This is a genomic window from Micromonospora humida (assembly GCF_016901255.1).
Classification (GTDB): Bacteria; Actinomycetota; Actinomycetes; order Mycobacteriales; family Micromonosporaceae; genus Micromonospora; species Micromonospora wenchangensis.
The window spans coordinates 354,228-375,438 of the sequence record NZ_JAFEUC010000005.1 but is presented as its reverse complement, the minus strand read 5'-3'; the positions used below and the strand labels follow the sequence as shown (position 1 = coordinate 375,438).

Genomic DNA, 21,211 nt, shown 5'->3' with positions numbered 1-21,211 from the left:
AGGTAACTGTGCGATCTCGGATACGAACACTGCTGGCCGTCCTCGCCGCCAGCGCCACCGTCGCGGCGGGTACCGCGCTCACCCCCGCGTCGCCCGCCTCGGCGGTGCCCGGCAGCCCGGCCGTCCGGCCGCCCCTGGGCTGGAACAGCTGGAACGCCTTCGGCTGCAACATCAACGAAGCCAAGATCCGCGGCGCTGCGGACGCCATGGTCAACTCCGGTATGCGCGCGGCCGGCTATCAGTACGTGGTGGTCGACGACTGCTGGCAGGCCACCACCCGCGACGCCGCTGGCAACCTGCGCTCCGACCCGGTGCGATTCCCGTCCGGCATGAAGGCGCTCGGCGACTACATCCACTCGAAGGGGCTCAAGTTCGGCATCTACCAGGCACCTCGTGAGGAGACCTGCGCCCAGTACTTCAACGCCCTCGGCGGGGCCACCGGCGCGCTGAATCACGAGCAGCAGGACGCCACCACGTTCGCGTCCTGGGGGGTCGACTTCCTGAAGTACGACTGGTGCTCGCCCTGGGGCACCCTGAACGACCAGATCGCGGGCTTCACGAAGATGCGCGACGCGCTGCGGGCCACGGGACGGCCGATCGTCTACTCGATCAACTCCAACAGCGCGCACTCCAACACCGGTCCGTCCTACAACTGGAGCAACGTGGCGGACATGTGGCGTACCACCGAGGACATCACCGATCGGTGGAGCACCGGCTGCCGGGCCGACTGCTTCATGGGCGTCACCGAGATCCTCGACGTCCAGGCGCCCCTGGCCGCATGGGCCGGCCCGCAGCACTGGAACGACCCCGACATGCTCGAGGTCGGTGTCCGCGGCACGTTCACCCCGACGCAGAACCGGGCGCACTTCAGCATGTGGGCCATGATGGCCGCGCCGCTGATCGCCGGCAACGACATCACCACGATGCCCGCCGACGTCCGTGACGTGCTGACCAACCCCGACGTACTGGCGGTCAACCAGGACAGCGCGGGCCGGCAGGCCCGGCGGGTGCGCGACTTCGGCGAGACCGAGGTGTGGGCCAAAACCCTCGCCGACGGCTCCGGCGCGGTCGCCCTGCTGAACCGCTCGGGCAGCACCGCGACGGTGTCCACCACCGCCGCCGAGATCGGCATGCCGGCGGCCGGCAGCTACACCCTGGCCGACGTCTGGACCAGGGCGTCGCGGAACACCGCCGCGGCGATCAGCGCGACCGTCCCGCCGAACGGCGTTGTCATGTACCGGGTCCGCACCGGCTCGTCGACGCCCACCACCTCCTTCGGCCTGCGCGGCGTGGGCTCCGGTCGCTGCCTGGACGTGCTCGGCGGCGCGCCGACCGACGGCGCCCAGGCGGTCATCTGGGATTGCAACGGCGGCATCACGCAGGTTCTCACCGCAGCTTCGGGCCAACTCCGCATTGGCGGGAAGTGCCTCGACGCAGAGAGTAACGGCACCGCGAACGGCACCAGGGTCATCCTCTGGACCTGCGGTACGGGCACCAACCAGCAGTGGACGAGCCAATCTGACGGCACCATCCGAGGAGGGCAATCAGGGAAATGTATCGACGTCAATCAAGCGGGTACGGCCAACAACAGCCCGTTGGTCCTGTGGACCTGCTCCGGCGCGTCCCACCAACGATGGACGCGCGTCTGACGGGCAGGGACGGGCTGCCCCGCGCGGAACGAACGACGCAGCGGGGGAGCCGTCGGACCGGTGTCCACCGTGCCGACCGGTGGGCCGGCGCCGACCGAGCCTCCCGCTCGTGAAACTCCGGGCATCCATGGCCCCCTGACCCCGTCTCCGACATCCATCCGCACCCGACCACCGATGCGCACTGATCCACCGCAAGCCACCGAACGACATACCACTCATCGCGCCGTTCCCGCAGGCCATCGGGCTGCCCGGCGCCCCGTCCCCAGGAGTAGTCGTGACAACTTCAGTTTCACCCGTACGGAAAACGCCCACCCTCCGCCGCCTGGCGGTGCTGTCCCTGTCCGTCGCCGTTCTGGCGGCCGGCGGGGCCTCGGCAACGCAGTCCTCGTCGGCCGCCTCCCGGACTGCGGCGCCCCGGGCGGCGGCGACGCCCACCACACCGCCCGGGTCCTACCCGGGTCCGGGCCGGGTCACCGGCGACGTCGGGGTGCACGACCCGACGATCGTGGTTCGTCCCGGTGGTGGTTACCTGTTGGCGCACACCGGTGACAACATCGCTCTCAAGACCTCCAGTGACCGGACCGCGTTCCGTAACGCGGGTGCGGTGTTCCCCGGCGGTGCGCCGTGGACCACGACGTACACCGGTGGCAGTCGCAACCTGTGGGCACCGGATCTGTCCTACCGTGATGGCCGGTACTGGCTGTACTACTCGGCCTCGACGTTCGGGTCGAACCGGTCGGCGATCTTCCTGGCCACGAGCACGACCGGTGCCTCCGGGAGTTGGACCAACCAGGGTTTGGTGATCGAGTCCCGCACCTCTGACAACTTCAACGCGATCGACCCGAATCTGGTCGTCGACGCCTCCGGCAGGTGGTGGCTCAGCTTCGGGTCGTTCTGGTCGGGCATCAAGATGGTGGCGTTGAACCCGGCCACCGGGAAACGCTCCGACACGACGGTGCGCAGCATCGCGGGCCGCAACGGAGGCGCGATCGAGGCCCCGGTGATCGTGCGGCATGGCAACTACTACTACCTGTGGGTGTCGTTCGACCGGTGCTGCCAGGGTGCGGCGAGCACGTACCGGGTCATGGTGGGCAGGTCCACCTCGATCACCGGCCCGTACCTCGACCGCAACGGGGTGGCGATGACCGCCGGCGGCGGCACCCAGGTGCTCGCCGGACACGGCAGCATCCACGGGCCCGGGCACCAGGCGGTGTTCACCGACACCGACGCCGAGGTCCTCGTCTACCACTACTACGCGAACAACGGCGCCTCGTTGCTGGGCATCAACCTGCTCGGCTACGACAACGCCGGCTGGCCGTTCGTCTACTGACCGGGAAGGGGATCCGATGATGCGCAGAATCCTGGTCACCGGGGCGGTGGCGATGCTCGCCGCGGCGGGCACGGCGGTCGCCACCCCGGCCGCCGAGGCCGCCACGGTGCAGCCGAACGTGTCCTACGTGCTGGTCAACCGCAACAGCGGCAAGGCCCTCGATGTCTACAACCTGGCAACCACCGACGGTGCCGCCATCAACCAGTACACCCGCAACGACGGTGCCTGGCAGCAGTGGCGGTTCCTCGACTCCGGCAGTGGCTGGTACCGGCTGCAATCGGTGCACAGCGGCAAGGTGCTCGACCTGCCCACCACCGCTGACGGCGTCCAGCTGGTGCAGAACGCCGACCGCAACGACGCCCGCCAGCAGTTCCGGCTCGCCGACTCGGCCGGCGGTCAGGTCCGGCTGATCAACCGCAACAGCGGCAAGGCCCTCGAGGTCTGGGAGTGGTCCACCGCCGACGGTGCCAAGGTCTCGCAGTACCAGGACCTCGACGGCGCGAACCAGCAGTGGCAGCTCGTCGCCCTCGGCCCCGGCACCCGAACCTTCACCAACCCGATCAAGCGCAACGGCCCGGACCCGTGGCTGCAGTACCACAACGGCTACTACTACCTGGCCACCACGACCTGGAACTCCACCATCACCATGCGCCGGTCGACCACCCTGGCCGGGTTGGCCACCGCGCCCGACCAGGTCATCTTCAACCTGTCGAGCCGGCCCAACGGCTGCTGCAACATGTGGGCGCCGGAGTTCCACCTGATCAACGGCCCGAACGGCAACCGCTGGTACTTCTACTACACCGCCGGCCGGAACGTCCCCGACTACAACCCCACCCAACGGCTGCACGTCCTCGAATCGGCGGGCACCGACCCGATGGGCCCGTACACCTTCAAGGCCGACCTTGGCAGCGACTGGTCCCTCGACGCCAGCGTGCTGAGGGTGGGCAGCAGCCTCTACCTGATGGCAACCTATGGCGGCGACGGCGCCGGGCAGAGCAACTCCATCCAGCGGCTGGCCAACCCCTGGACCCTGCAGGGCTCCCGTGCGCGGCTCTCCTCGCCGACGCTGTCCTGGGAACGGCAGACCGGGGCGGTCAATGAGGGACCCGAGCCGCTCTACCACAACGGCAAGGTGATGGTCGTCTATTCGGCCTCCGCCTGCTGGGGTCCGGACTACAAGCTCGGGCTGCTCACCCTCACCGGCACCGACCCGATGAACCCGGCGCACTGGACGAAGAAGTCCACCCCGGTGTTCCAGCGCAGCGACGCGAACGGTGTGTTCGCGCCCGGCCACAACGGGTTCTTCAAGTCACCGGACGGCACCGAGGACTGGATCGTCTACCACGCCAACGACTCCGCCTCCGGCGGATGCGACATGAACCGCTCCACCCGCGCCCAGAAGTTCACCTGGAACGCCGACGGCACGCCCAACTTCGGGACCCCGGTACGGCTGGGCACGACGCTGACCGCACCCTCCGGCGAATAGCACGCGCAGGTCCCGGTCGCCACCCACGCCCAGCAGTCCCTCCGGGCGCGGGTGGCGACCACCTAGCTCAACTGCACGGGTATCGGTGGCGCAGCCCGTCGTCATTCGTGTCGTCGCTGAACAGGATCTGCCTGCACGGGACGTCGGATATGGACGCGCCCGGGACTCCGCTCGGCCCGTGGCGAATGGTTCAAGGTGGCCATAAGCCGGGTGACGGCAATTGCTGTAGAGCATAGACATTGACGGCAATCTATCTATTTGTTAAGTTGCAGAAGTAACTGGTAACACCGAGGAGCATGACGATTCCCGCCGTAATCGTGCGGCGAAAGGGCGTCACGAGCGTCCGATCCGAGTCGTCTCACGCTTCCGGCGGTGACCGTCTGGGCAGCCACCCCGGCACTCGGAGCCGGGCGCGGAAGGGGGCCGGGGGCGCACCCCGGTCGAGATCCGGACCGCGACGGCCAGCCCGGTCAGCAGCTCCGGATCAACGCCGACGGCACGGAGACCGCGGTCGACGCCGGCAGGTGCCCGGACGTCGACGGTGCCGCCACGGCCGACGGCACCCGGCCGCGACTGCCGGACGGCGATAGCCGGACACGGACCCGGCGACCTGCCGGGGGCGCGGCACCCGATCCGTGCCCGGACGGGGTTCGCCACGTGGGTCCGTTCACGGGTGCCGGGAAGCAGGACACACCGACCCTGATCACCTCCATCGCAAGGAGTGAATCCCATGTACAGACGTAACTTCCTCAGGCTGGGCGTCGTCGGAGCGGCCACCGTGGGCGCGGGATCCGTGTTCGGTCCCTGGCAGGCGCACGCCGGCCCGGTCCGTCCGCTCCGGGCCGCGCCGACCACGCCGTTCGCCGTGGGCGTGCGCCAGTACAACTGGATGCGCGGCAGCCGCCGGATCACCACCTTCGTGTACTACCCCGCCACCGGTGCCCCCGGCGGTAATCCCGTCACCAACGCCCCCGTCGCCCCGGGCATCTTCCCCGTCTGCGCCTACCAGCACGGCCTCGGCGGCACCCCGCAGGGCGCCCTGTCGGTCATCCGTCCGCTGGCTGCCGCCGGCTTCATCGTGCCCGCCGTCAGCGTGCCCAGCGTCGGCATCGGTGACACGTACAACGGCGAACTGCCCAGGGACAACTCCGAAGCCATCACCCGGACCCTTGCCCTCAACACCGCGGGTGACCCGTTGGCCGGCCACATCGACACCACTGTCGGGGTCGGCATGTCCGGGCACTCGATGGGCGGCATGACCACCCATGCGATGCTCACCGCCTTCCCCGACCCCCGGATCAAGGCCGCGATCCCCATGTCCTGCGTAGACATGGGCAACCCGGGCGGCAGTGTCCGTGCCAACGTGCTGTTCATCCACGGCGATCGGGACCCCACCTGCCCGTACTCCTCGGCCCGCCAGGCGTATGCGGAGCTGCCTGCCCCCAAGGCGTTCCTCACCTTCCTCGGCGGCGACCACGGCAACTTCTTCGGCAACGCCCTGTCCATGCGGACCTTCATCGACTGGATGCGGTGGAGCCTGTACGGCGACACCACCGCCCGTGACCGCCTCACCGCCGACGCGACGTCGTCCACCACCAGGTGGGAGTTCGTCCCGGGCTCGACCGTGCCGCCGCCCACCTCCACCTTCTACCACCTGATAGCCCAGCACAGCAGCAAGGTCGCTGAGATCACCGGCGCCTCCACCACAGCCGGGGCCGCCCTCGTCCAGTGGCCGAGCAACGGCGGGCCGAACCAGCAGTTCGAGTTCCTCGACGCCGGCGGCGGCTACTTCCGCATCAGGGCCCGCCACAGCGGCCTGGTGCTCCAAGTGGCCAACAACGCCAGCGGCGCCGACATCACCCAGCAGCCCGACTCCAACGCGGCCAGCCAGCAGTGGCGCATCACCGACCACGGCGGCGGCGTGATCAGCCTCGTCAACCGTCAGTCCGGACTGGCCATGGACGTGTGGGAGAACTCCACCACCGACGGCGTCCGCATTTCCCAGTACGCGTACTCCGGCAACCCGAACCAACGTTTCACCCGCCGACCCGTCTGACCCGGAGCCCGTCGCCCCGGTGCCGGCCCGCGCCGGTACGGGGGCGACGGGCGCTCCGCCGACACCTTCTCGGCGGTCATCATCCGGAGCTGGACCGTGGGTGGACCGAGATCGAGGAGGGTGGGTCGTGGTCGAGGTGAACGGCCCCCGGGTGGGGGGCGGCCCGTGGTCGGAAGCCTCGATCCGACCGGCCGGGTGGCCCAGGGGCCCCAGCATGCGTGACGTCGCCGAGCTGGCAGGAGTGTCCTACCAGACGGTCTCCCGGGTGATCAACCGGCGTCCGCACGTCGCGGCCGCAACCCGGCAGCGGGTGCTGGACGCGATGCAGAAGTTGCACTACCGCCGGAATCTCCTTGCCCGCGCGCTGGTCACACGGCGGTCCGGCACGGTGGGGATCATCGGCTGCGAGAGTTCGTTGTTCGGTCCGACCTCGATGCTGTTCGCGATCGAGAGCGCGGCACGGGCGGCGGGTTACTCGGTGAGCGTCGCCAGCGCCCGCCACTTGGACCGCCGGTCGGTGCTCGACGCGGTGGACCGGCTCTGCCAGCAGTCGGTCGAGGGGATCATCACCATCGCGCCCAAGACGGCGATGTCCGACGCGCTGGCTGAGGCCCCGCCCACGGTGGCCTGCGTGACCGTGGGCGGGGGCAGCAGCGACGCGGTGCCGAGTACCCAGATCGACAACGTCGCGGGCGCGCGCCTGGCCAGCCGGCACCTGATCGAGCTGGGACACCGCACCGTCCACCACGTGGCCGGGCCGGACGACTGGCCTGAGGCCGGCGAGCGAATCCGAGGCTGGCGCGAAGCGTTGAGGGATGCCGGCCGGCCGATCCCTCCCGTCATGTCGGGGAACTGGAGTGCGCGGGCGGGGTACGAGCAGGGTGGGCGGCTGGCGGCCGATCCGCGCGTGACGGCCGTCTTCTGCGCCAGCGACCAGTTGGCCCTCGGCGTGCTGCGGGCCCTGCACGAGGCCGGCCGACGGGTCCCCGAGGATGTCAGCGTGGTGGGCTTCGACGGGGCGCTCTACGGCGCGCACTACCTGCCGCCGCTGACCACTGTACGTCAGGACTTCGCCGAGCTGGGTCGGCTCAGCCTGGGGCTACTGCTGTCCCAACTGGACCCGGCCGGGAGCCCTCCGACACCGCGGCAGCAACTGCTCGTGCCTGAGCTGGTGATCAGGCATAGCACGGCGCCACCTCGTCACTGGGAATGAGCGTGGCTCTCCGCGGCGCCGATGATGCCTGTGCGACGGCAGTGATGGGCGAACGCACAGAACCGGTAGCCGGAGCTCCACACCACTCACCACGCCAGGTCGAAGCGGGAAAAGCAATGCCGCCGCTGAACTCGGAGACGCCGATGGCATGTCGATCGCATTCTCGCCATACGGCGAGCCATTTGAAGATGATTTTGCAGCTCGGGGTGGGTGTGGTGGACCCGGTGATCGATGGGCGCGAGGCTCCAGGCAGGACAGCAGATCGACCAGCATCCGATGCCCCGGCCGGGAGCCTCGCCATTTTGTCCTACCTCGCCACGATCCCATTGTCCATCCGGAGCCTGAACCACCTCGCCGACCGCATCCGCGCCCACCGCCAGCAGCGCTTATCCCGCTGGCGGCGACTGAACCCGGGCCAGCAGGCCTTACTCGCCCTGGCCCATCTGCGCAACAGCGACACCTACAGCCGCCTCGCCGCCGGCTTCCAGATCGGCGTGGCTACCGCCTAGCGCTACATCCAAGAAGCGATCGCTCTGCTCAGCGCAGGGGTCTGCTGCACCGATAGGTGACAGGTTCAGTCACGCGGCCTGACTGGCCGGTGGGGTCATGATGGTCTCGTACTCGATGGGGGTCAACCGGGACAGGGATCGTTGGCGTCGGCGGCGGTGGTAGGTCCGTTCGATCCAGGTCACGATCGCGGTCCTGAGTTGCTGGCGGGTAGTCCAGGTTCGGCGGTCGAGGACGTTGTTCTGGAGCAGGCCGAAGAAGGATTCCATGGCGGCGTTGTCGCCGGCGGCGCCGACTCTGCCCATCGACCCGATCATGTGGTGTTGGTGGAGGGCGTGGACGAATTTCCGGCTGCGGAATTGCGACCTGCGGTCGGTGTGCAGCACGCATCCGGTCACGTCACCACGGCGGGCTACGGCGTTGTGCAGGGCGTTGACGGCCAGCCTCGACTTCATCCGTGAGTCGATGGAGTAGCCGACGATCCGGTGGGACCACACGTCCTTGATCGCGCACAGGTAGAGCTTGCCCTCGCCGGTGCGGTGTTCGGTGATGTCGGCCAGCCACAACCGGTTCGGGCCGTCCGTGGTGACGTTGCGGCGCACCAGATCGTCGTGCACCGGCGGACCGACCTTGCCGCCCTTGCCCCGACGTTTCTTCTTGCTGAACGCGCTGAACCAGCCCATGCCAGAGCAGATTCTCCAGGCGGTGCGCTCGACCATCGGCTGACCGGCAGCGCGGGCCTCATCGGCCAGGAACCGGTAGCCGAACTCCGGGTCGTCGCGATGGGCGTCGAACAACGCGTCCGCCCGGTACGCCGCAGCCAGTTCGGCGTCGGTGACACGGTGGGCACGCCACCGGTAGTAGGGCTGACGAGCGATGGTCAATACCCGGCACGTCACCGCGACGGGGATCCCGTCGGCGGCCAGCTCGCTCACGAGCGGGTAGAGCCTTTTCCCGGCAGATTCGCCTGCGACAGGTAGGCCGCGGCCCGGCGCAGGACCTCGTTCTCCTGTTCGAGGAGCTTGATCCGCTTGCGGGCCTCACGCAGCTCGGCCGACTCGCTGCCGCTGACACCCGGTCTGGTTCCGGCGTCAACGTCAGCCTGGCGCATCCACTTGAACAACGTCATCGGGTGGACTCCGAAGTCCTTCGCGATCTGCTCGACGGTCACGCCCGGGTCACGGTCACGGGCCACCCGCACGACGTCATCGCGGAACTCACGAGGGTAGGGCTTGGGCACAGCAACATCCTTCCAGCTCACCGTCAGGGCAAGCCATCTCAGATGTCACCTATCGGTGCAGCAGACCCGTCGTGGGAGGAAGTCGTACAAGCTGTTGAGAGGCCTATGCATCGAGCGTTCGGTGGCGGGGAGGCGCTGGTGTCGTTTCTCTAGCGCCTCTCCGCAGCCGGGCCGTCCGTGAGATCTCACAACCGTCTCACGGACGGCCCGGGAAGGCCCGGTAGAGCCCGACCTGCCTCGGACCGCCGCCTGGCCGATTACCTGCATATTCGGCAGGAGGCGGTATCGACTGGCAGTCGCCGGTAGACCTGCTAGTCCACTGGGGGTCAAGGGGTCGTCGGTTCGAATCCGGCCGTCCCGACAGTTGCTAAGGAACCCGTTGACCAGGGTGTACGCCCTGTTCAACGGGTTCTTTTTCATTCTCCCTCAGTAGGGTATTGCTGATCTAGACGGCACGTAGCTGGGGACCACCTGGGGACCGGCGGGCCTTCAAGTGGGCGCTGAGCGCCGTTCCCGCGTCGGTGATCGACTGCCGCTCGGGGTGCAGGTATCGCTGTGTCGTGGTCAGCGACCCGTGGCCGGCGATCTTCCGCAGGACGTGCACCGGAACCCCGGCGTCGGCCATCCAGGTCAACCCGGTGTGCCGTAGGTCGTGCCGCCGCAGGTGTTCGTACCCGAGCTTCGTCACCACCTCGTCCCAATGCGTCGCGTCCCGTAGCACGGCGGTACTGATCCGACCGCCACGTGGATCTTTGGGCGATGTTGGCCTGATGGCTGTCGACAACAGCAGATTTGGACACCGAGAGGCAAGGAGGTGAGGGCCGGGGCGGGGCACCGACGCTGGTGACGTGGGCAGCCCGCATGGAGGTAAGCAAGGAGGGGTCTACTATGGGCAGGTCGATGGGCTGAGACCAGGGTTGAACCTGGGGCTAGGGCCTGTGTCGAAGTCGGTCACAGCCACTCGTTGATGGCGGCGATGTGGATGGTGGCTTCGTAGCGGACGGCGAGTTTGTCGTATCGGGTGGCCACGGCTCGGTTGCGCTTGAGGCGGTTGATGCCGCACTCCACGGCGTGACGTTGCTGGTAGAGGTGGGGGGCGAAGGCTGGCGGCCGGCCGCCCTTGGACCCTTTGGCCCGCCGGTGGGCGTCCTGGTCGGCCTTGCTCGGGATCGTCGCGGCGATGCCCCGCTGGCGTAGGTAGGCCCGGTTCGCCTTCGACGTGTACGCCTTGTCGGCCAGGACCCGGTCCGGGCGGCTGCGCCCGCCAGAAAATCCGACGTTGGCCGGGCATCGAGCGACAACGATATTATCGATTGTGTTGAATTTCCCGACCTCGAAGGGGCGATTATGTCCATATTGGTTCGCGCGGTCGTCGCGGGTGCCGCCCTGGCATTCGTCGTCGTTGGTGCCCAGGCGGCGCTGGCGTCGGCGCCTTCCGGTGACGTGGTCGCGCTGTGCGCCCACGCACCCCGTGGCTGCCACAGCTGACCCACCCTGCTGCGGCCGTCGCCCCACCTGCGACACCGGGTGGCACCTCGCCTGAGGTGCCACCGTGGCGGCGGCGTTCTGTCGTGGTGCTGCAACGGCTATGGACAGCTCGGCGACGGCACCGAGCAGGACCGTCCCCGTGCCGGTGCAGCCCCTGGCACCCCGGAACTGGCAGCTGCACATGATCCTGCTCGGCATGCTCCGCGCCGACGCACCACCCGACCTGTCCCGGGCGGCGATCGACGATCCCCCCGTCCGGGCGCCCGGGGGCGTCCCAAACCCGTCCGAGCTCGGCCGACCGCCGCAAACGGCGAGTAGCAGTCGATTCCGTGCAGGCTGGATTGTGCCTTGGCGTAGCTCACAGCGGGGCGCTATGCTCCGCCACGATGAATCCTTCTCTCAGATTGGGGGCCCGGTTCGCGCAAGGTGAGTGCTGATGCGCTCCCTCGCCGCGAATGCGGATTCCCGCCTCTCCCTCTGGCAGCGGGTGCGCGAGTACGCCGTGCCGCCCTCCATGATCAAGGCCGCGACCGCTCGTCGCCTCGTCGGCGACTGGGCCGGTGCGTGCGCCGCCGCCCGCGTCGACGTCGACCTCGACCTGCGCGCCGTAGCCCGCCGACACGGCCGTGACCTGGCCGCCCGCCTGCGGGCCGATCTCCGGCATCTCGCGCCGGACCTGCTGCGCTGGCACCTGCCGAGGATCGCTCCCGACGGGCTGCTGCGCCCGGGTCTGACCGTCTCGCTGACCAGCTACCGTCTGGCGGAACACGACGGCGTCGAGCCGGTGCACCTCGTGGCCCGGACGCCGCCGGCCTGGGCGGATGCGGGCCAACGGATCAGCCTGGCGCTGTGGGTCGGAACCGGCGAAGCGGGCAACTGCCCGCATCCGCATCCGCGTCCCGACCGTCGGTTCCGCTTCGACCTGCACCGTCACCTCTGGGACGTACGCAGAGCCGACGAGCTACCGAGCCGGTCGGGTACCCAGCGGTCACCCTCCGACACCACCGTGATGCGACCTGATCAGCCCTGGGACGCGTTGCGGGAAAGCGGCTACGCGGTGCACCGGTGGGCGGCCGAAGCGGCGATACTGCTCCACGCCGAAGGCCGTACCGGCGGGGCCGTGACGGTGCGCCTCGGCCCTCGACGTCGACTGCTACTGCACGTCGCTCCGGCAGGGGCGGACCCGCAGGCACCCGGGGCACGGATCACCGGGGCGGCACGGGCCGGTCGGGTCGCCGGGCTGCCGGTGCTGCCCGACGCGGCGACCTGGACGGCACCCGACCCGGAGTTACTGCGTCGCGGGCTGATCGAGGTCGACCGGCTCCACCCGCTGGTGGCCGCGGCGCTTGCGCCCGGCCACCCGGTGGCCGCCGCGTCCGCGTCGCCGGTCCCGGCAGCAGCGCCACGTCTCGTGGCCTGCCGGGGAACCTGGCACCGCATCGGCCTGGTGGACGGTGCGCTTGCACCCCTCGACCACGATCCGGCGGAACTCCACCGGGAGGAACTGCTGGCCGCCCTGACCGGCACCCCGCTGCCCTGCCTGCGGGCGGTCGACGAAACGCACCGCCGGCCGGAATGCCTTCCCGACATCCGCGCCCGCCTGGACCACGGCGACACCGCCGGGGCGCTGGCCGCCGTCGAGGCCCTGCTCGGACCCGAGGCGCTCCTGCGCAGCGGGGAGCTGCGTGAGGAACTGCAAGACGCCGCGCTGCGCCGCATCACGTACGGGCTGTTCCGCGCCGGGCTGGTCGACCAGGGACCTGCCCCCTGCTCCCGGGACCGGCAGCTCAAGCGTGACCGCCGCTCCCACCCACGCCACACGATCGCCCGCTGACCGCGGGACCTCGCCCCCTCGCCCGGCTCCGGGCCGGCCAACACGATCTCAGGTGATCTCCGATGCCTTTTCCGCGTACCCCGATCGACACCGCCCCGCAGCTCGACGTCGCCGCCGGCCTGGTGGCGCTGCTGTGCGACACCACCACCGAGACCCGCTGCGACCCGCAGTTGGAGGCACTGACCCTGGCCGTGGCCGCCGACCTGCCGGTGCTGCTCTGGGGCGAGCCGGGAATCGGCAAGACCGCCGCCCTCACCCAGCTCGCCGCCGCACTGGACCTGCCGCTCACGACGGTGATCGCCAGCGTCCACGAGCCCTCCGACTTCGCGGGGCTGCCGGTCGTCGGCGACGATCCGGCGACCCAGGGTGTCCCGATGGCACCGCCGGACTGGGCCGTGCGCCTGGTACGCGCCGGTCGCGGGCTGCTGTTCCTGGACGAACTGTCGACCGCCCCACCCGCCGTGCAGGCCGCCCTGCTCCGACTCGTGCTCGAGCGGCAGATCGGCAGCCTGCGCCTACCGGCCGGGGTCCGGATCGTGGCCGCCGCCAATCCACGATCCTCGGCCGCCGACGGCTGGGAGCTGAGCCCGCCGCTGGCCAACCGGTTCGTCCATCTGCAGTGGACCTACGACCACGACGTCGTCGTACGCGGCCTGGGCGGGACCTGGCCCCGGGCGGCACTGCCCCGGCTCGACCCGCAGCGGCTGCCGGACGCCGTCGCCTTCGCCCGTCGCGCGGTGTGCGTGCTCCTGGCGGCCCGCCCGGCGCTGGTGCACCGGCTCCCGACCAGCGAGGCCGGTCGTGGCGGCCCGTGGCCGTCGCCCCGCAGCTGGGAGATGACCCTTCGCCTGATCGCTTTCGCCACCGCCGCCGGCACCTCCCGGGAGGTCCTGTCGATGCTGGTCAGGGGCACCGTGGGCGACGGCCCGGGACTGGAGCTGCTGGCCAGCCTGGACCGGATGGATCTTCCTGACCCCGAGGTGCTGCTGGCCGACCCGGGGGCCGCCGTCCTGCCCAAGCGCGGCGACCTGCGCCAGGCCGTGCTGGACGGTGTGGTGGAGGCGGTCCGCCGGCACCCTGAGCGGTCCCGTTGGGACGCGGCCTGGACGCTGCTGGCCCAGGCGCTGGAGACGGGGGCTGCGGACCTGGTGGTCGTCCCCGCGTCCACCCTCGCCCGGCTGCGCCGCGAGGACTGGGAGGTGCCCGCATCGATCGAGCGGCTCACCGGGGTGGTGGCCCTGTCCCGTCGGGCCGACCAGGTGGCGGCCCGGGTCGCGGGGGTCGGCCGGTGACGCCCGGACCGGCCGGCACGCTCGACCGGGACAAGCTCCTCACCGCCCGGCTGCACGCTGTCCGGGTTCGGCCCTACCTGGCGGTGGCGCTGTTCGCCCTGCACGTCGTCGAGTCCCGGCGCGTGCCCACGATGGCGGTGGACCGGCACTGGCGATGTTACGTCTCGCCGGTGTTCGTGGACCGCACCCCGGTGGAGGAACTCGCCGGAGTGTGGGTGCACGAGGTGTCGCACCTGCTCCGTGACCACCACGGGCGCAGCGACCGGGTCGCGCGGGAACGCGGGCTGACCGGGCCGGGGGAGCGGCTGCGGATGAACATCGCCGCGGACTGCGAGATCAATGACGATGTCTTCGGCGACGGGCTGGCCCGCCCCGAGGGCACCGTCGAACCCGGCGACCTGCTGCTGCCCGAGGGGCAGCTGATGGAGGACTATCTGCGCCAGTTCCGGCTCGGACCGCGTACCCGGCAGTTGGCCTGGCTCGACTGCGGCAGCGGCGCCGACGGCCTGCAGCGGGAGTGGGACCTCGGACCCGACGGCGCGCACGCACTCAGCCCACAGGAACGCGACGCGGTGCGGTTCCGGGTGGCGCAAGGCATCACCGCCCGACCGGGAAACCTGCCCCGGAGCTGGCGACGGTGGGCGGAGCAGGCTTTCCATCCACCGCAGCCGTGGCGGGAGCTGCTCGCAGCCGCGGTCCGCTCGGTGGTCACCGCGCCCGGCGTCGGTGAGGACTACACCTACGGTCGACAGTCGAGGCGTTCGGCAGGGGTACCCGGCGTCGTCCTACCGGCGCTGCGGCGCAGACCCCCACGGGTCTGCGTCGTCATCGACACCTCCGGCTCGGTCAGCGACGCCGAACTGGGCAGCGCGCTGCTCGAGGTGGCCGCGATCGCCCGGGCCGTCGGCGGTCGGCGCGACCTGGTCACCGTGCTGCCGTGCGACGCGGCGGCCGAGGTCGTACGCCCCCTGTGCCGCATCGAGGACATCCTGCTGCTCGGCGGTGGCGGTACGGATCTGCGCGCGGGTTTCGCCCGTGCGCTGCGGGACAGGCCGTGCCCCGACGTCGTCGTCGTGTTGACCGACGGGCAGACACCCTGGCCGTCCTCGCGGCCGCCCTGCCGCACCGTGGTCGGGTTGTTTCCCCGGGCCACCGGGTGGAGCGAGGACGATCCTGACTACGTGCCGGACTCGCCACCCGAGTGGGCGCGCGTGGTCACCATCGGGTCTGCTCCCGCCAGTCGGTGAACCCCCCAGCCAGGTCAAGGAGGTAACGGGGCTCCGGCGGGCGGCGTCGAGGGTGACGTCAGGCGGTCGGGCGCAGCTCGTCGAGGAGCTGCTCCACGCGGGCGCGGATGTCGTCGCGGATCGGGCGGACCGACTCGACGCCCTTGCCGGCCGGGTCGTCGAGCTTCCAGTCCTCGTACCGCTTGCCAGGGAAGACCGGGCAGGCGTCGCCGCAGCCCATGGTGACGATCACGTCCGAGGACTCGGCCGTTGCGTACTCGAGGAGTTGGGGGGTCCGGTCGGTGATGTCGATGCCGACCTCCCGCATCGCCTCGACGGCGGCGGGGTTGACGGTCGCGGCGGGTGCGCTGCCGGCGGAGCGGACCTCGACGGTGTCGCCGGCGAGGTGGCGCAGCCAGCCGGCGGCCATCTGGGAACGGCCGGCGTTGTGGACGCAGACGAACAGGACGCTGGGCTTGTCACTCATGGGGTGCCTTCCAGGCGGTACGGGTCGCGGGTCCGGTTGACCAGCATGTCGTTGAGAGGGACGAACGGGCGAGGGTCGGGGCTGTCGTTGCGGTCGGGCGTCGGGTGGCGGCCCGGGTCGTGGCGGCGGTCGAACAGCCCGGGCGGGAGTTCGGCCGCGCCGGTGCCGTGCGGGCGCCGCGTCACGAGCGGTGGTGGACGGTGGCGTCCGCGTCGGTGGGGACGACGACCTGGTCGGCGGCGGCACCGGCATCGGGATAGAGGGCGGCGAGCAGGCCGACACCGACCGCGAGGCCGACGAGCTGGGCCACGACGAAGCCGGGCACGGAGGTGGGGGCGATGCCGGCGAAGGTGTCGGTGAACGCCCGGCCGATGGTGACGGCGGGGTTGGCGAACGAGGTGGACGAGGTGAACCAGTAGGCGGCGCCGATGTAGGCGCCGACGGCGGCGGGGGCGACGGGTCCGCGGCCGGACCGGGCGAGGGCGAAGATCAGCAGGATCAGGCCGGTCGTGGCGACGACCTCGCCGAGCCACAGGTGGGCGGCGGCGCGGTCCCTGCCGGAGAGGTCGACGGCGGCGAGGTCGAACATCAGGTTCGCCAGCACCGACCCGGCGATCGCGCCGAGCACCTGCGCCGCCAGGTAGCCGCCGAGGTCGCGGGCGGTGAGGCCGGTGCCGGCGCGGCGACCGAGGAACCAGTCGGCGGCGGAGACGACCGGGTTGAAGTGCGCGCCGGAGACCGGCCCGAACATGAGGATCAACACTGCGAGGGCGAACGCGGTGGCGATCGAGTTCTCCAGCAGCTGCAGGCCGACGTCGTCCGGGGAGAGGGTGGCGGCCATGATGCCGGAGCCGACCACGGCGGTGACCAGTGCGGCGGTGCCGGTGAACTCGGCCAGCAGGCGCCGCCACAGGGTGGGGGTCATCGGTCTGTTGTCTCCCATGGTGTTGCTGTCCCGGATGCCCGGGCAGGTGATTGTCGGTCGGTGGGGACGTGCAGGTCGTCGGGGAGACGCCGGACCCGGCGTTCGACCTTGTCGCGGGTCGGTCGTACGCGGTGGTGTCGCGCGGCCGGCGGGGTCGTGGCTGGAGTGCGGGAACTTCTCGTTGCTCTCCGGGCCGTCAGACGCCGGTGAACTCCTCGGCGGGCCGGGTCGCCGAGGTGCGCGGGGCGACCTGCTGGTCGATGGGCATCTCGGCGTAGGGGTGGGCGCTGGTGTCAGTCATGGCGGTCTCCCGGGGCGGTGGTGACGGCGGGGGCGACCCGGTCGACGCGGGCGGCGAGGTCGGCGAACGCGGCCTCGAACGCCTCGTCTGTGTCGACGCGGACCGGGTCGGGCACCGACCAGTGCAGGCGGGGGCGGACGGGTCCGCTGAGGTCTTCGTGGGCGTTGTCGCACACGGCGATGAGCAGGTCGTCGTCGCGGACGACGTCGGTGACGTGGGCGGTGGCGGTGGGGTCCAGACGCAGCCCGTGCCGGCCGGCGACGGCCACGGCGCGCGGATGCACCCGGGAGGCCGGTTGCGTGCCGGCGGACGCGGCCGGGCTGTGGGTGCGGTCGTGCCAGAGCGCGGCGGCGAGCTGGGAGCGGGCGGAGTTGCGGGTGCAGACGAACACCACCCGGCCGACGCCGGTCAGCGGCGGCGGGGCGAGCACGGCGAGGGCTTCCGGCCGCAGCCGCAGGTAGGTGCGCCGCCTGTCGCCCTCGGAGCGGCCCTTGACCACCAGGCCGGCGTCGGTGAGGACCTTGACGTGGTGGGCGACGAGGTTGGTGGGCAGGTCAAGGGTGTGGGCGATCTCGCCGGGGGACGCGTCGCCCAGGGTGAGCGCGTCCACGATCGCCAGCCGCGCCGGGTCCCCGAGCGCGGCGTGGATCCGCGCCCGCCCCACCAGAGAATCAAGCTCAACGTTCATTGAGTCAATCATAGCTGAGCTATCGGAGGTTGGTAAAGAGTGGTCTCCGGGACGTGGTCGTCCGGGTGCCGCATGCCGGGCGTCGGCTGGCCGGAGTGTCCGGCCTCCCCGCCTGAACCCGCCCGAGGGGGCGGGCGCGTTGCTACGAGCCGGCGGGCTCGACGGAGAGCAGGGACGCCAACTGGCGCAGCACGCCCGGCCGGGCCCGGTAGTAGACCCAGGTGCCGCGCCGTTCGGCGTCGACCAGGCCGGCCTCGCGCAGCGTCCGCAGGTGGTGGGAGATCGTCGGACCGGTCAGGTCGAACGCCGGCGTGAGGTCGCAGACGCACGCCTCTCCGCCCTCGGCGGAGGCGATCATCGACATCAACTGCAGGCGAACCGGGTCGCCGAGCGCCTTGAACGCCGCCGCGAGAGCCCCGGCCGCCTCTGCGGGCACCCGCCGCTGCGCAAGCGGCGCACAGCACGAGGTCGTCGCGTTCAGGTCGATGGCGACGAGCGACGCCGGCTGCTTAGACATTCCTCTAGGTTGACATCCTTCTAATCACCGTGCAACTCTCTGATTTGACGGACGTCGAGACAGAATCGGGTGGAACGCATGATCATGACGGCTGGCGGCAGTGGCGACCCCACCGGCCCGGCGGGGCGCGCGGGCGTCACCGTACGGCCGATGACCGCCGCCGACGCCGATGCGGTCCTGGCGATCTACCAGGCCGGGCTCGACGCGGGAAACGCCAGCTTCGAGACCACGGCACCAACCTGGGCGGACTTCGACGCCGCGCGGCTGCCCGCGCACCGCTTCGTGGCCGTGGTCGGCGGCGTCGTCGTCGGCTGGATCGCGGCGTCGCCGACCTCCTCCCGGGCGGTCTACGCCGGGGTCGTCGAACACTCCGTCTACGTGCACCCCGCCGCCCGGGGGCGCGGCGCCGGCCGGCTGCTGCTCGACGCGCTCGTCGCCTCCACCGAGGCCGCCGGGATCTGGACCATCCAGTCCGGTGTCTTTCCCGAGAACACCGCCAGCCTGGCCCTGCACGAGCGGGCCGGCTTCCGGGTCGTCGGCGTCCGCGAACGCGTCGGCCGCCACCACGGCCGGTGGCGCGACGTGGTCCTGATCGAGCGCCGCAGCACCACCATCGCCTGACCCGTTCCCGGCCCCGGACACCCGGGCCCGCACACCTTTCTGATTCGACCATTATCGATGCAGCGGAGTTGCCTGATGAGCACCCTGGACACCCTTCCGGTCGTGGTGATCGGCGTCGGACCCGTCGGCCTGGCCGCCGCCGCCCACCTGCACGAGCGCGGCCTACCGTTCCTCGTACTCGAAGCCGGTGACGCCGTCGGCGCGGCAGTGCGCCAGTGGGGCCACGTGCGGATCTTCTCCCCCTGGCGGTACGACATCGACCCCGCCGCCCGGCGGCTGCTCGACGACGCCGGCTGGGTCGCCCCCGACCTCGACGCCCTGCCCACCGGCACCGAACTGGCCACCGACTACCTCCAGCCCCTCGCCGAGCTGCCGCAGCTCAAGCCGCACCTGCGCTACGACGCCCGGGTCGAGGCGATCAGCCGGCTCGGCCTGGACCGGCTGCGCACCGCCGGCCGCGACACCACGCCCTTCCTCATCCGTCTCGCCGACGGCCAGGAGGTGCTCGCCCGCGCGGTCATCGACGCCTCCGGCACCTGGGGCACCCCGAACGTCCTCGGCGCGTCCGGCCTGCCCGCCCGCGGTGAGACCGACGCCGCCGCATACCTGGACCATGCCCTGCCCGACGTGCTCGGCACCGACCGCGACCGGTTCGCCGGACGGCACACCCTCGTCGTCGGCGCCGGTCACTCCGCCGCCAACACCCTGCTCTCCCTGGCCGAACTCGCCGTCGGGCAACCGGGCACCGAGGTGACCTGGGCGATCCGCACCACCTCACCGGCGCGCACCTACGGCGGCGGCGACGCCGACGCCCTCCCCGCCCGCGGGGCGCTGGGCTCCCGGCTGCGGGCACATGTCGACGCCGGCCGGATCCGGTTGCTCACCGGCTTCTCCGTGCACGCCCTCACCCCCGCCGACGGCCGGGTGACCGTCGTGGTGCGCCATGGCGACGGCAGCGAGGAGATGGTCACCGTGGACCGCATCGTCGCCGCCACCGGCTTCCGCCCCGACCACACCATCGCCGCCGAACTGCGCCTGGACCTCGACCCGGTCATGGGCGCCACCCGCGCCCTCGCCCCGCTCATCGACCCCAACGAGCACTCCTGCGGCACCGTCCCCCCGCACGGCGTCGACGAACTCACCCACCCCGAGGTCGGCTACTACGCCGTCGGCATGAAGTCCTACGGTCGCGCGCCGACGTTCCTGATGGCGACCGGCTACGAGCAGGTCCGCTCCGTCGTCGCCGCCCTCGCCGGCGACTGGACCGCCGCCCGCGACGTCCAGCTCGACCTCCCCGAAACCGGCGTGTGCAACAGCAACCCCGACGACTCCGCTACCGGCGACAGTTGCTGCGGACCCGCGCCGGTGGGACGCGGGTTGGCCACCGGCACCACCGGCGGGCTGCTGACCGCGCCGCTGAACCTCGTCACCCTCGACGCCGCCCCCGCCGACCCGCAGGCCGGCTGCTGCGGCAGCTGAAGCCCACCTCCACGACGGTGCCCGCCGATCCCCACGGCGGGCACCGTCGTGGGGGTGGATCGCCGCCCCTCGCGTGTCTGTCCGTGACGGGCTTCGCAGGGTTGCCGCACCGCCCCACCGTCCCGCCTGCGTGCTGTCGATGACACCACCGGCCATGACGGTGTCCCGGCCTCAACTGGTCGAACCACAGTGGTGGTCGAGTCTGTCGTGGAGCGTGTCGGCGAAGCCTTCGGCCATGGCGAGTTGGTCGCGCAGCGCGGTGACGCGGAAGCCGCCCTCGCTGCGGGCGGAGGGCACGATCAGGCCGGCCTCCTCGTAGTGGCGGATGGTCCGGATGCTCAGCCCGACCCGCTCTGCCGCCTCGCCGATCTGCATGAGGCGGCCGGTGGCCGGGCCGCAGGCGTGCTGCGGCCCGGTGTCCCGGCTGGTGGCGGCCATCAGTGGCCGACGCCGAGTTGCCCGGCGAGAGTGTCGTGGATGCGGGCGCTGGGCTTGTTGAGTTCGATGATCTCGACGGTCTTGCCCCGGGTGGCGTACTTGGTGGTGAGGGCGTCGAGGGCGGCGACGGAGGAGGCGTCCCAGACGTGGGCGTGGGTCATGTCGATGACCACGGTGTCGGGGCCGTTCGCGTGGTCGAACCGGCCGACGAGGTCGTTGCTGGAGGCGAAGAACAGCTCCCCGTGCACGGAGTAGACCCGGGTGGTGCCGTACGCTGGGAAATCAACAATCCGACGATGAGGCTGTAAATGATCAATGTCCAGGAGTTCGCGCGACGGCTGAGTACTCTCGGAGCTGATGCGTTCACCAGCGACGACGTCGTGGACCTGGCGACCGCGGCCGATGTTCGCATCAGCGCGGACGTGAAGATCGAC

17 protein-coding genes and 4 pseudogenes are annotated in these 21,211 nt (G+C 70.9%); 11 read left to right on the top strand and 10 right to left on the bottom strand.

Going from position 1 to position 21,211, the window contains the following annotated elements; all coding sequences use genetic code 11:
* The first annotated feature begins 8 nt into the window (after positions 1-8).
* The 6 genes and pseudogenes from JQX11_RS13240 to JQX11_RS13215 form a co-directional block, all read left to right on the top strand.
* Entirely contained in the window at positions 9-1,649 is a 1,641-nt protein-coding gene (locus JQX11_RS13240) for a glycoside hydrolase family 27 protein (RefSeq protein ID WP_281898700.1), read from the top strand.
* Between the two features lie 274 nt (positions 1,650-1,923).
* Positions 1,924-2,979 carry an arabinan endo-1,5-alpha-L-arabinosidase gene (locus tag JQX11_RS13235; protein WP_204925262.1) on the top strand — a complete coding sequence of 352 codons (1,056 nt, stop codon included), beginning with the start codon at positions 1,924-1,926 and terminating at the stop codon, positions 2,977-2,979.
* Between the two features lie 19 nt (positions 2,980-2,998).
* A complete protein-coding gene (locus JQX11_RS13230; protein WP_204925308.1) occupies positions 2,999-4,465 on the top strand; it encodes a family 43 glycosylhydrolase in 1,467 nt (488 codons plus the stop codon).
* 730 nt (positions 4,466-5,195) lie between these two features.
* Positions 5,196-6,521, top strand: a complete 1,326-nt coding sequence (locus JQX11_RS13225) for an RICIN domain-containing protein (protein WP_204925261.1) — start codon at positions 5,196-5,198, stop codon at positions 6,519-6,521.
* A 214-nt stretch (positions 6,522-6,735) separates the two neighbouring features.
* Positions 6,736-7,734, top strand: coding sequence for a LacI family DNA-binding transcriptional regulator (locus JQX11_RS13220; protein WP_204925260.1), 999 nt, complete (start codon positions 6,736-6,738; stop codon positions 7,732-7,734).
* Between the two features lie 299 nt (positions 7,735-8,033).
* Positions 8,034-8,240 (top strand): annotated as a pseudogene (locus tag JQX11_RS13215) (transposase family protein); the annotation flags it as partial.
* A gap of 72 nt (positions 8,241-8,312) precedes the next feature.
* On the opposite strand, the gene JQX11_RS13210 reads toward JQX11_RS13215, so the two are convergent.
* The 3 genes and pseudogenes from JQX11_RS13210 to JQX11_RS13200 form a co-directional block, all read right to left on the bottom strand.
* Positions 8,313-9,481, bottom strand: a protein-coding gene (locus JQX11_RS13210; protein ID WP_204925307.1) for an IS3 family transposase whose coding sequence is annotated in 2 segments (ribosomal slippage) — positions 8,313-9,194 and positions 9,197-9,481 — 1,167 coding nt in all. Because the reading frame shifts where the segments join, the coding sequence is not laid out codon by codon here.
* A gap of 445 nt (positions 9,482-9,926) precedes the next feature.
* Positions 9,927-10,229, bottom strand: a pseudogene (locus tag JQX11_RS13205) (tyrosine-type recombinase/integrase); the annotation flags it as partial.
* A 203-nt stretch (positions 10,230-10,432) separates the two neighbouring features.
* Positions 10,433-10,759: pseudogene (locus tag JQX11_RS13200) on the bottom strand (transposase); the annotation flags it as partial.
* A gap of 646 nt (positions 10,760-11,405) precedes the next feature.
* On the opposite strand from JQX11_RS13200, the gene JQX11_RS13195 reads away from it, so the two are divergent.
* The 3 genes from JQX11_RS13195 (at position 11,406) to JQX11_RS13185 (ending at position 15,342) form a co-directional block, all read left to right on the top strand.
* Complete coding sequence (locus tag JQX11_RS13195; protein ID WP_204925259.1) at positions 11,406-12,803, top strand: hypothetical protein; 1,398 nt, start codon at positions 11,406-11,408, stop codon at positions 12,801-12,803.
* Between the two features lie 62 nt (positions 12,804-12,865).
* Entirely contained in the window at positions 12,866-14,095 is a 1,230-nt protein-coding gene (locus JQX11_RS13190) for an AAA family ATPase (protein ID WP_204925258.1), read from the top strand.
* Entirely contained in the window at positions 14,092-15,342 is a 1,251-nt protein-coding gene (locus JQX11_RS13185) for a vWA domain-containing protein (RefSeq protein WP_204925257.1), read from the top strand. The genes JQX11_RS13190 and JQX11_RS13185 overlap by 4 nt, the downstream gene beginning before the upstream one ends.
* A 58-nt stretch (positions 15,343-15,400) precedes the next feature.
* On the opposite strand, the gene JQX11_RS13180 is transcribed toward JQX11_RS13185, so the two are convergent.
* From JQX11_RS13180 to JQX11_RS13160, 5 genes are all read right to left on the bottom strand, one after another.
* On the bottom strand, positions 15,401-15,808 hold the full coding sequence (locus tag JQX11_RS13180; protein ID WP_204925256.1) for an arsenate reductase ArsC: 408 nt from the start codon (positions 15,806-15,808) through the stop codon (positions 15,401-15,403).
* Positions 15,805-15,993, bottom strand: a complete 189-nt coding sequence (locus JQX11_RS13175) for a hypothetical protein (protein ID WP_204925255.1) — start codon at positions 15,991-15,993, stop codon at positions 15,805-15,807. The genes JQX11_RS13180 and JQX11_RS13175 overlap by 4 nt, the downstream gene beginning before the upstream one ends.
* The gene (locus JQX11_RS13170) at positions 15,990-16,733 is read right to left on the bottom strand and encodes an aquaporin (protein WP_232377769.1); all 744 of its coding nucleotides are present in this window, start codon (positions 16,731-16,733) and stop codon (positions 15,990-15,992) included. Before JQX11_RS13170 ends, JQX11_RS13175 begins: the two co-directional genes overlap by 4 nt.
* A 293-nt stretch (positions 16,734-17,026) precedes the next feature.
* Positions 17,027-17,722: an arsenate reductase/protein-tyrosine-phosphatase family protein gene (locus JQX11_RS13165; RefSeq protein WP_204925254.1), complete on the bottom strand. Its 696-nt coding sequence runs from the start codon at positions 17,720-17,722 to the stop codon at positions 17,027-17,029.
* A gap of 142 nt (positions 17,723-17,864) precedes the next feature.
* Entirely contained in the window at positions 17,865-18,239 is a 375-nt protein-coding gene (locus tag JQX11_RS13160; protein ID WP_204925253.1) for an ArsR/SmtB family transcription factor, read from the bottom strand.
* Between the two features lie 84 nt (positions 18,240-18,323).
* On the opposite strand from JQX11_RS13160, the gene JQX11_RS13155 reads away from it, so the two are divergent.
* Together JQX11_RS13155 and JQX11_RS13150 are read left to right on the top strand one after the other, a co-directional pair.
* Positions 18,324-18,860, top strand: coding sequence for a GNAT family N-acetyltransferase (locus JQX11_RS13155; protein WP_204925306.1), 537 nt, complete (start codon positions 18,324-18,326; stop codon positions 18,858-18,860).
* Positions 18,861-18,935: 75 nt separating this feature from the next.
* Positions 18,936-20,339 carry an NAD(P)-binding domain-containing protein gene (locus JQX11_RS13150; protein WP_204925252.1) on the top strand — a complete coding sequence of 468 codons (1,404 nt, stop codon included), beginning with the start codon at positions 18,936-18,938 and terminating at the stop codon, positions 20,337-20,339.
* Positions 20,340-20,510: 171 nt separating this feature from the next.
* On the opposite strand, the gene JQX11_RS13145 is transcribed toward JQX11_RS13150, so the two are convergent.
* On the bottom strand, positions 20,511-20,777 hold the full coding sequence (locus JQX11_RS13145) for a MerR family transcriptional regulator (RefSeq protein WP_204925251.1): 267 nt from the start codon (positions 20,775-20,777) through the stop codon (positions 20,511-20,513).
* Positions 20,777-21,046, bottom strand: a pseudogene (locus JQX11_RS13140) (STAS domain-containing protein); the annotation flags it as partial. The pseudogene JQX11_RS13140 and the gene JQX11_RS13145, both read right to left, overlap by 1 nt.
* Positions 21,047-21,211 lie beyond the last annotated feature (165 nt).

Coding starts and splice junctions, on each gene's coding strand:
- JQX11_RS13195 (WP_204925259.1), top strand. CDS start 11,406: ATGCGCTCCCTCGCCGCGAATGCGGATTCCCGCCTCTCCCTCTGGCAG.
- JQX11_RS13145 (WP_204925251.1), bottom strand. CDS start 20,777: ATGGCCGCCACCAGCCGGGACACCGGGCCGCAGCACGCCTGCGGCCCG.
- JQX11_RS13160 (WP_204925253.1), bottom strand. CDS start 18,239: ATGTCTAAGCAGCCGGCGTCGCTCGTCGCCATCGACCTGAACGCGACG.
- JQX11_RS13155 (WP_204925306.1), top strand. CDS start 18,324: ATGACGGCTGGCGGCAGTGGCGACCCCACCGGCCCGGCGGGGCGCGCG.
- JQX11_RS13170 (WP_232377769.1), bottom strand. CDS start 16,733: ATGACCCCCACCCTGTGGCGGCGCCTGCTGGCCGAGTTCACCGGCACC.
- JQX11_RS13150 (WP_204925252.1), top strand. CDS start 18,936: ATGAGCACCCTGGACACCCTTCCGGTCGTGGTGATCGGCGTCGGACCC.
- JQX11_RS13230 (WP_204925308.1), top strand. CDS start 2,999: ATGCGCAGAATCCTGGTCACCGGGGCGGTGGCGATGCTCGCCGCGGCG.
- JQX11_RS13220 (WP_204925260.1), top strand. CDS start 6,736: ATGCGTGACGTCGCCGAGCTGGCAGGAGTGTCCTACCAGACGGTCTCC.
- JQX11_RS13190 (WP_204925258.1), top strand. CDS start 12,866: ATGCCTTTTCCGCGTACCCCGATCGACACCGCCCCGCAGCTCGACGTC.
- JQX11_RS13225 (WP_204925261.1), top strand. CDS start 5,196: ATGTACAGACGTAACTTCCTCAGGCTGGGCGTCGTCGGAGCGGCCACC.
- JQX11_RS13180 (WP_204925256.1), bottom strand. CDS start 15,808: ATGAGTGACAAGCCCAGCGTCCTGTTCGTCTGCGTCCACAACGCCGGC.
- JQX11_RS13165 (WP_204925254.1), bottom strand. CDS start 17,722: ATGAACGTTGAGCTTGATTCTCTGGTGGGGCGGGCGCGGATCCACGCC.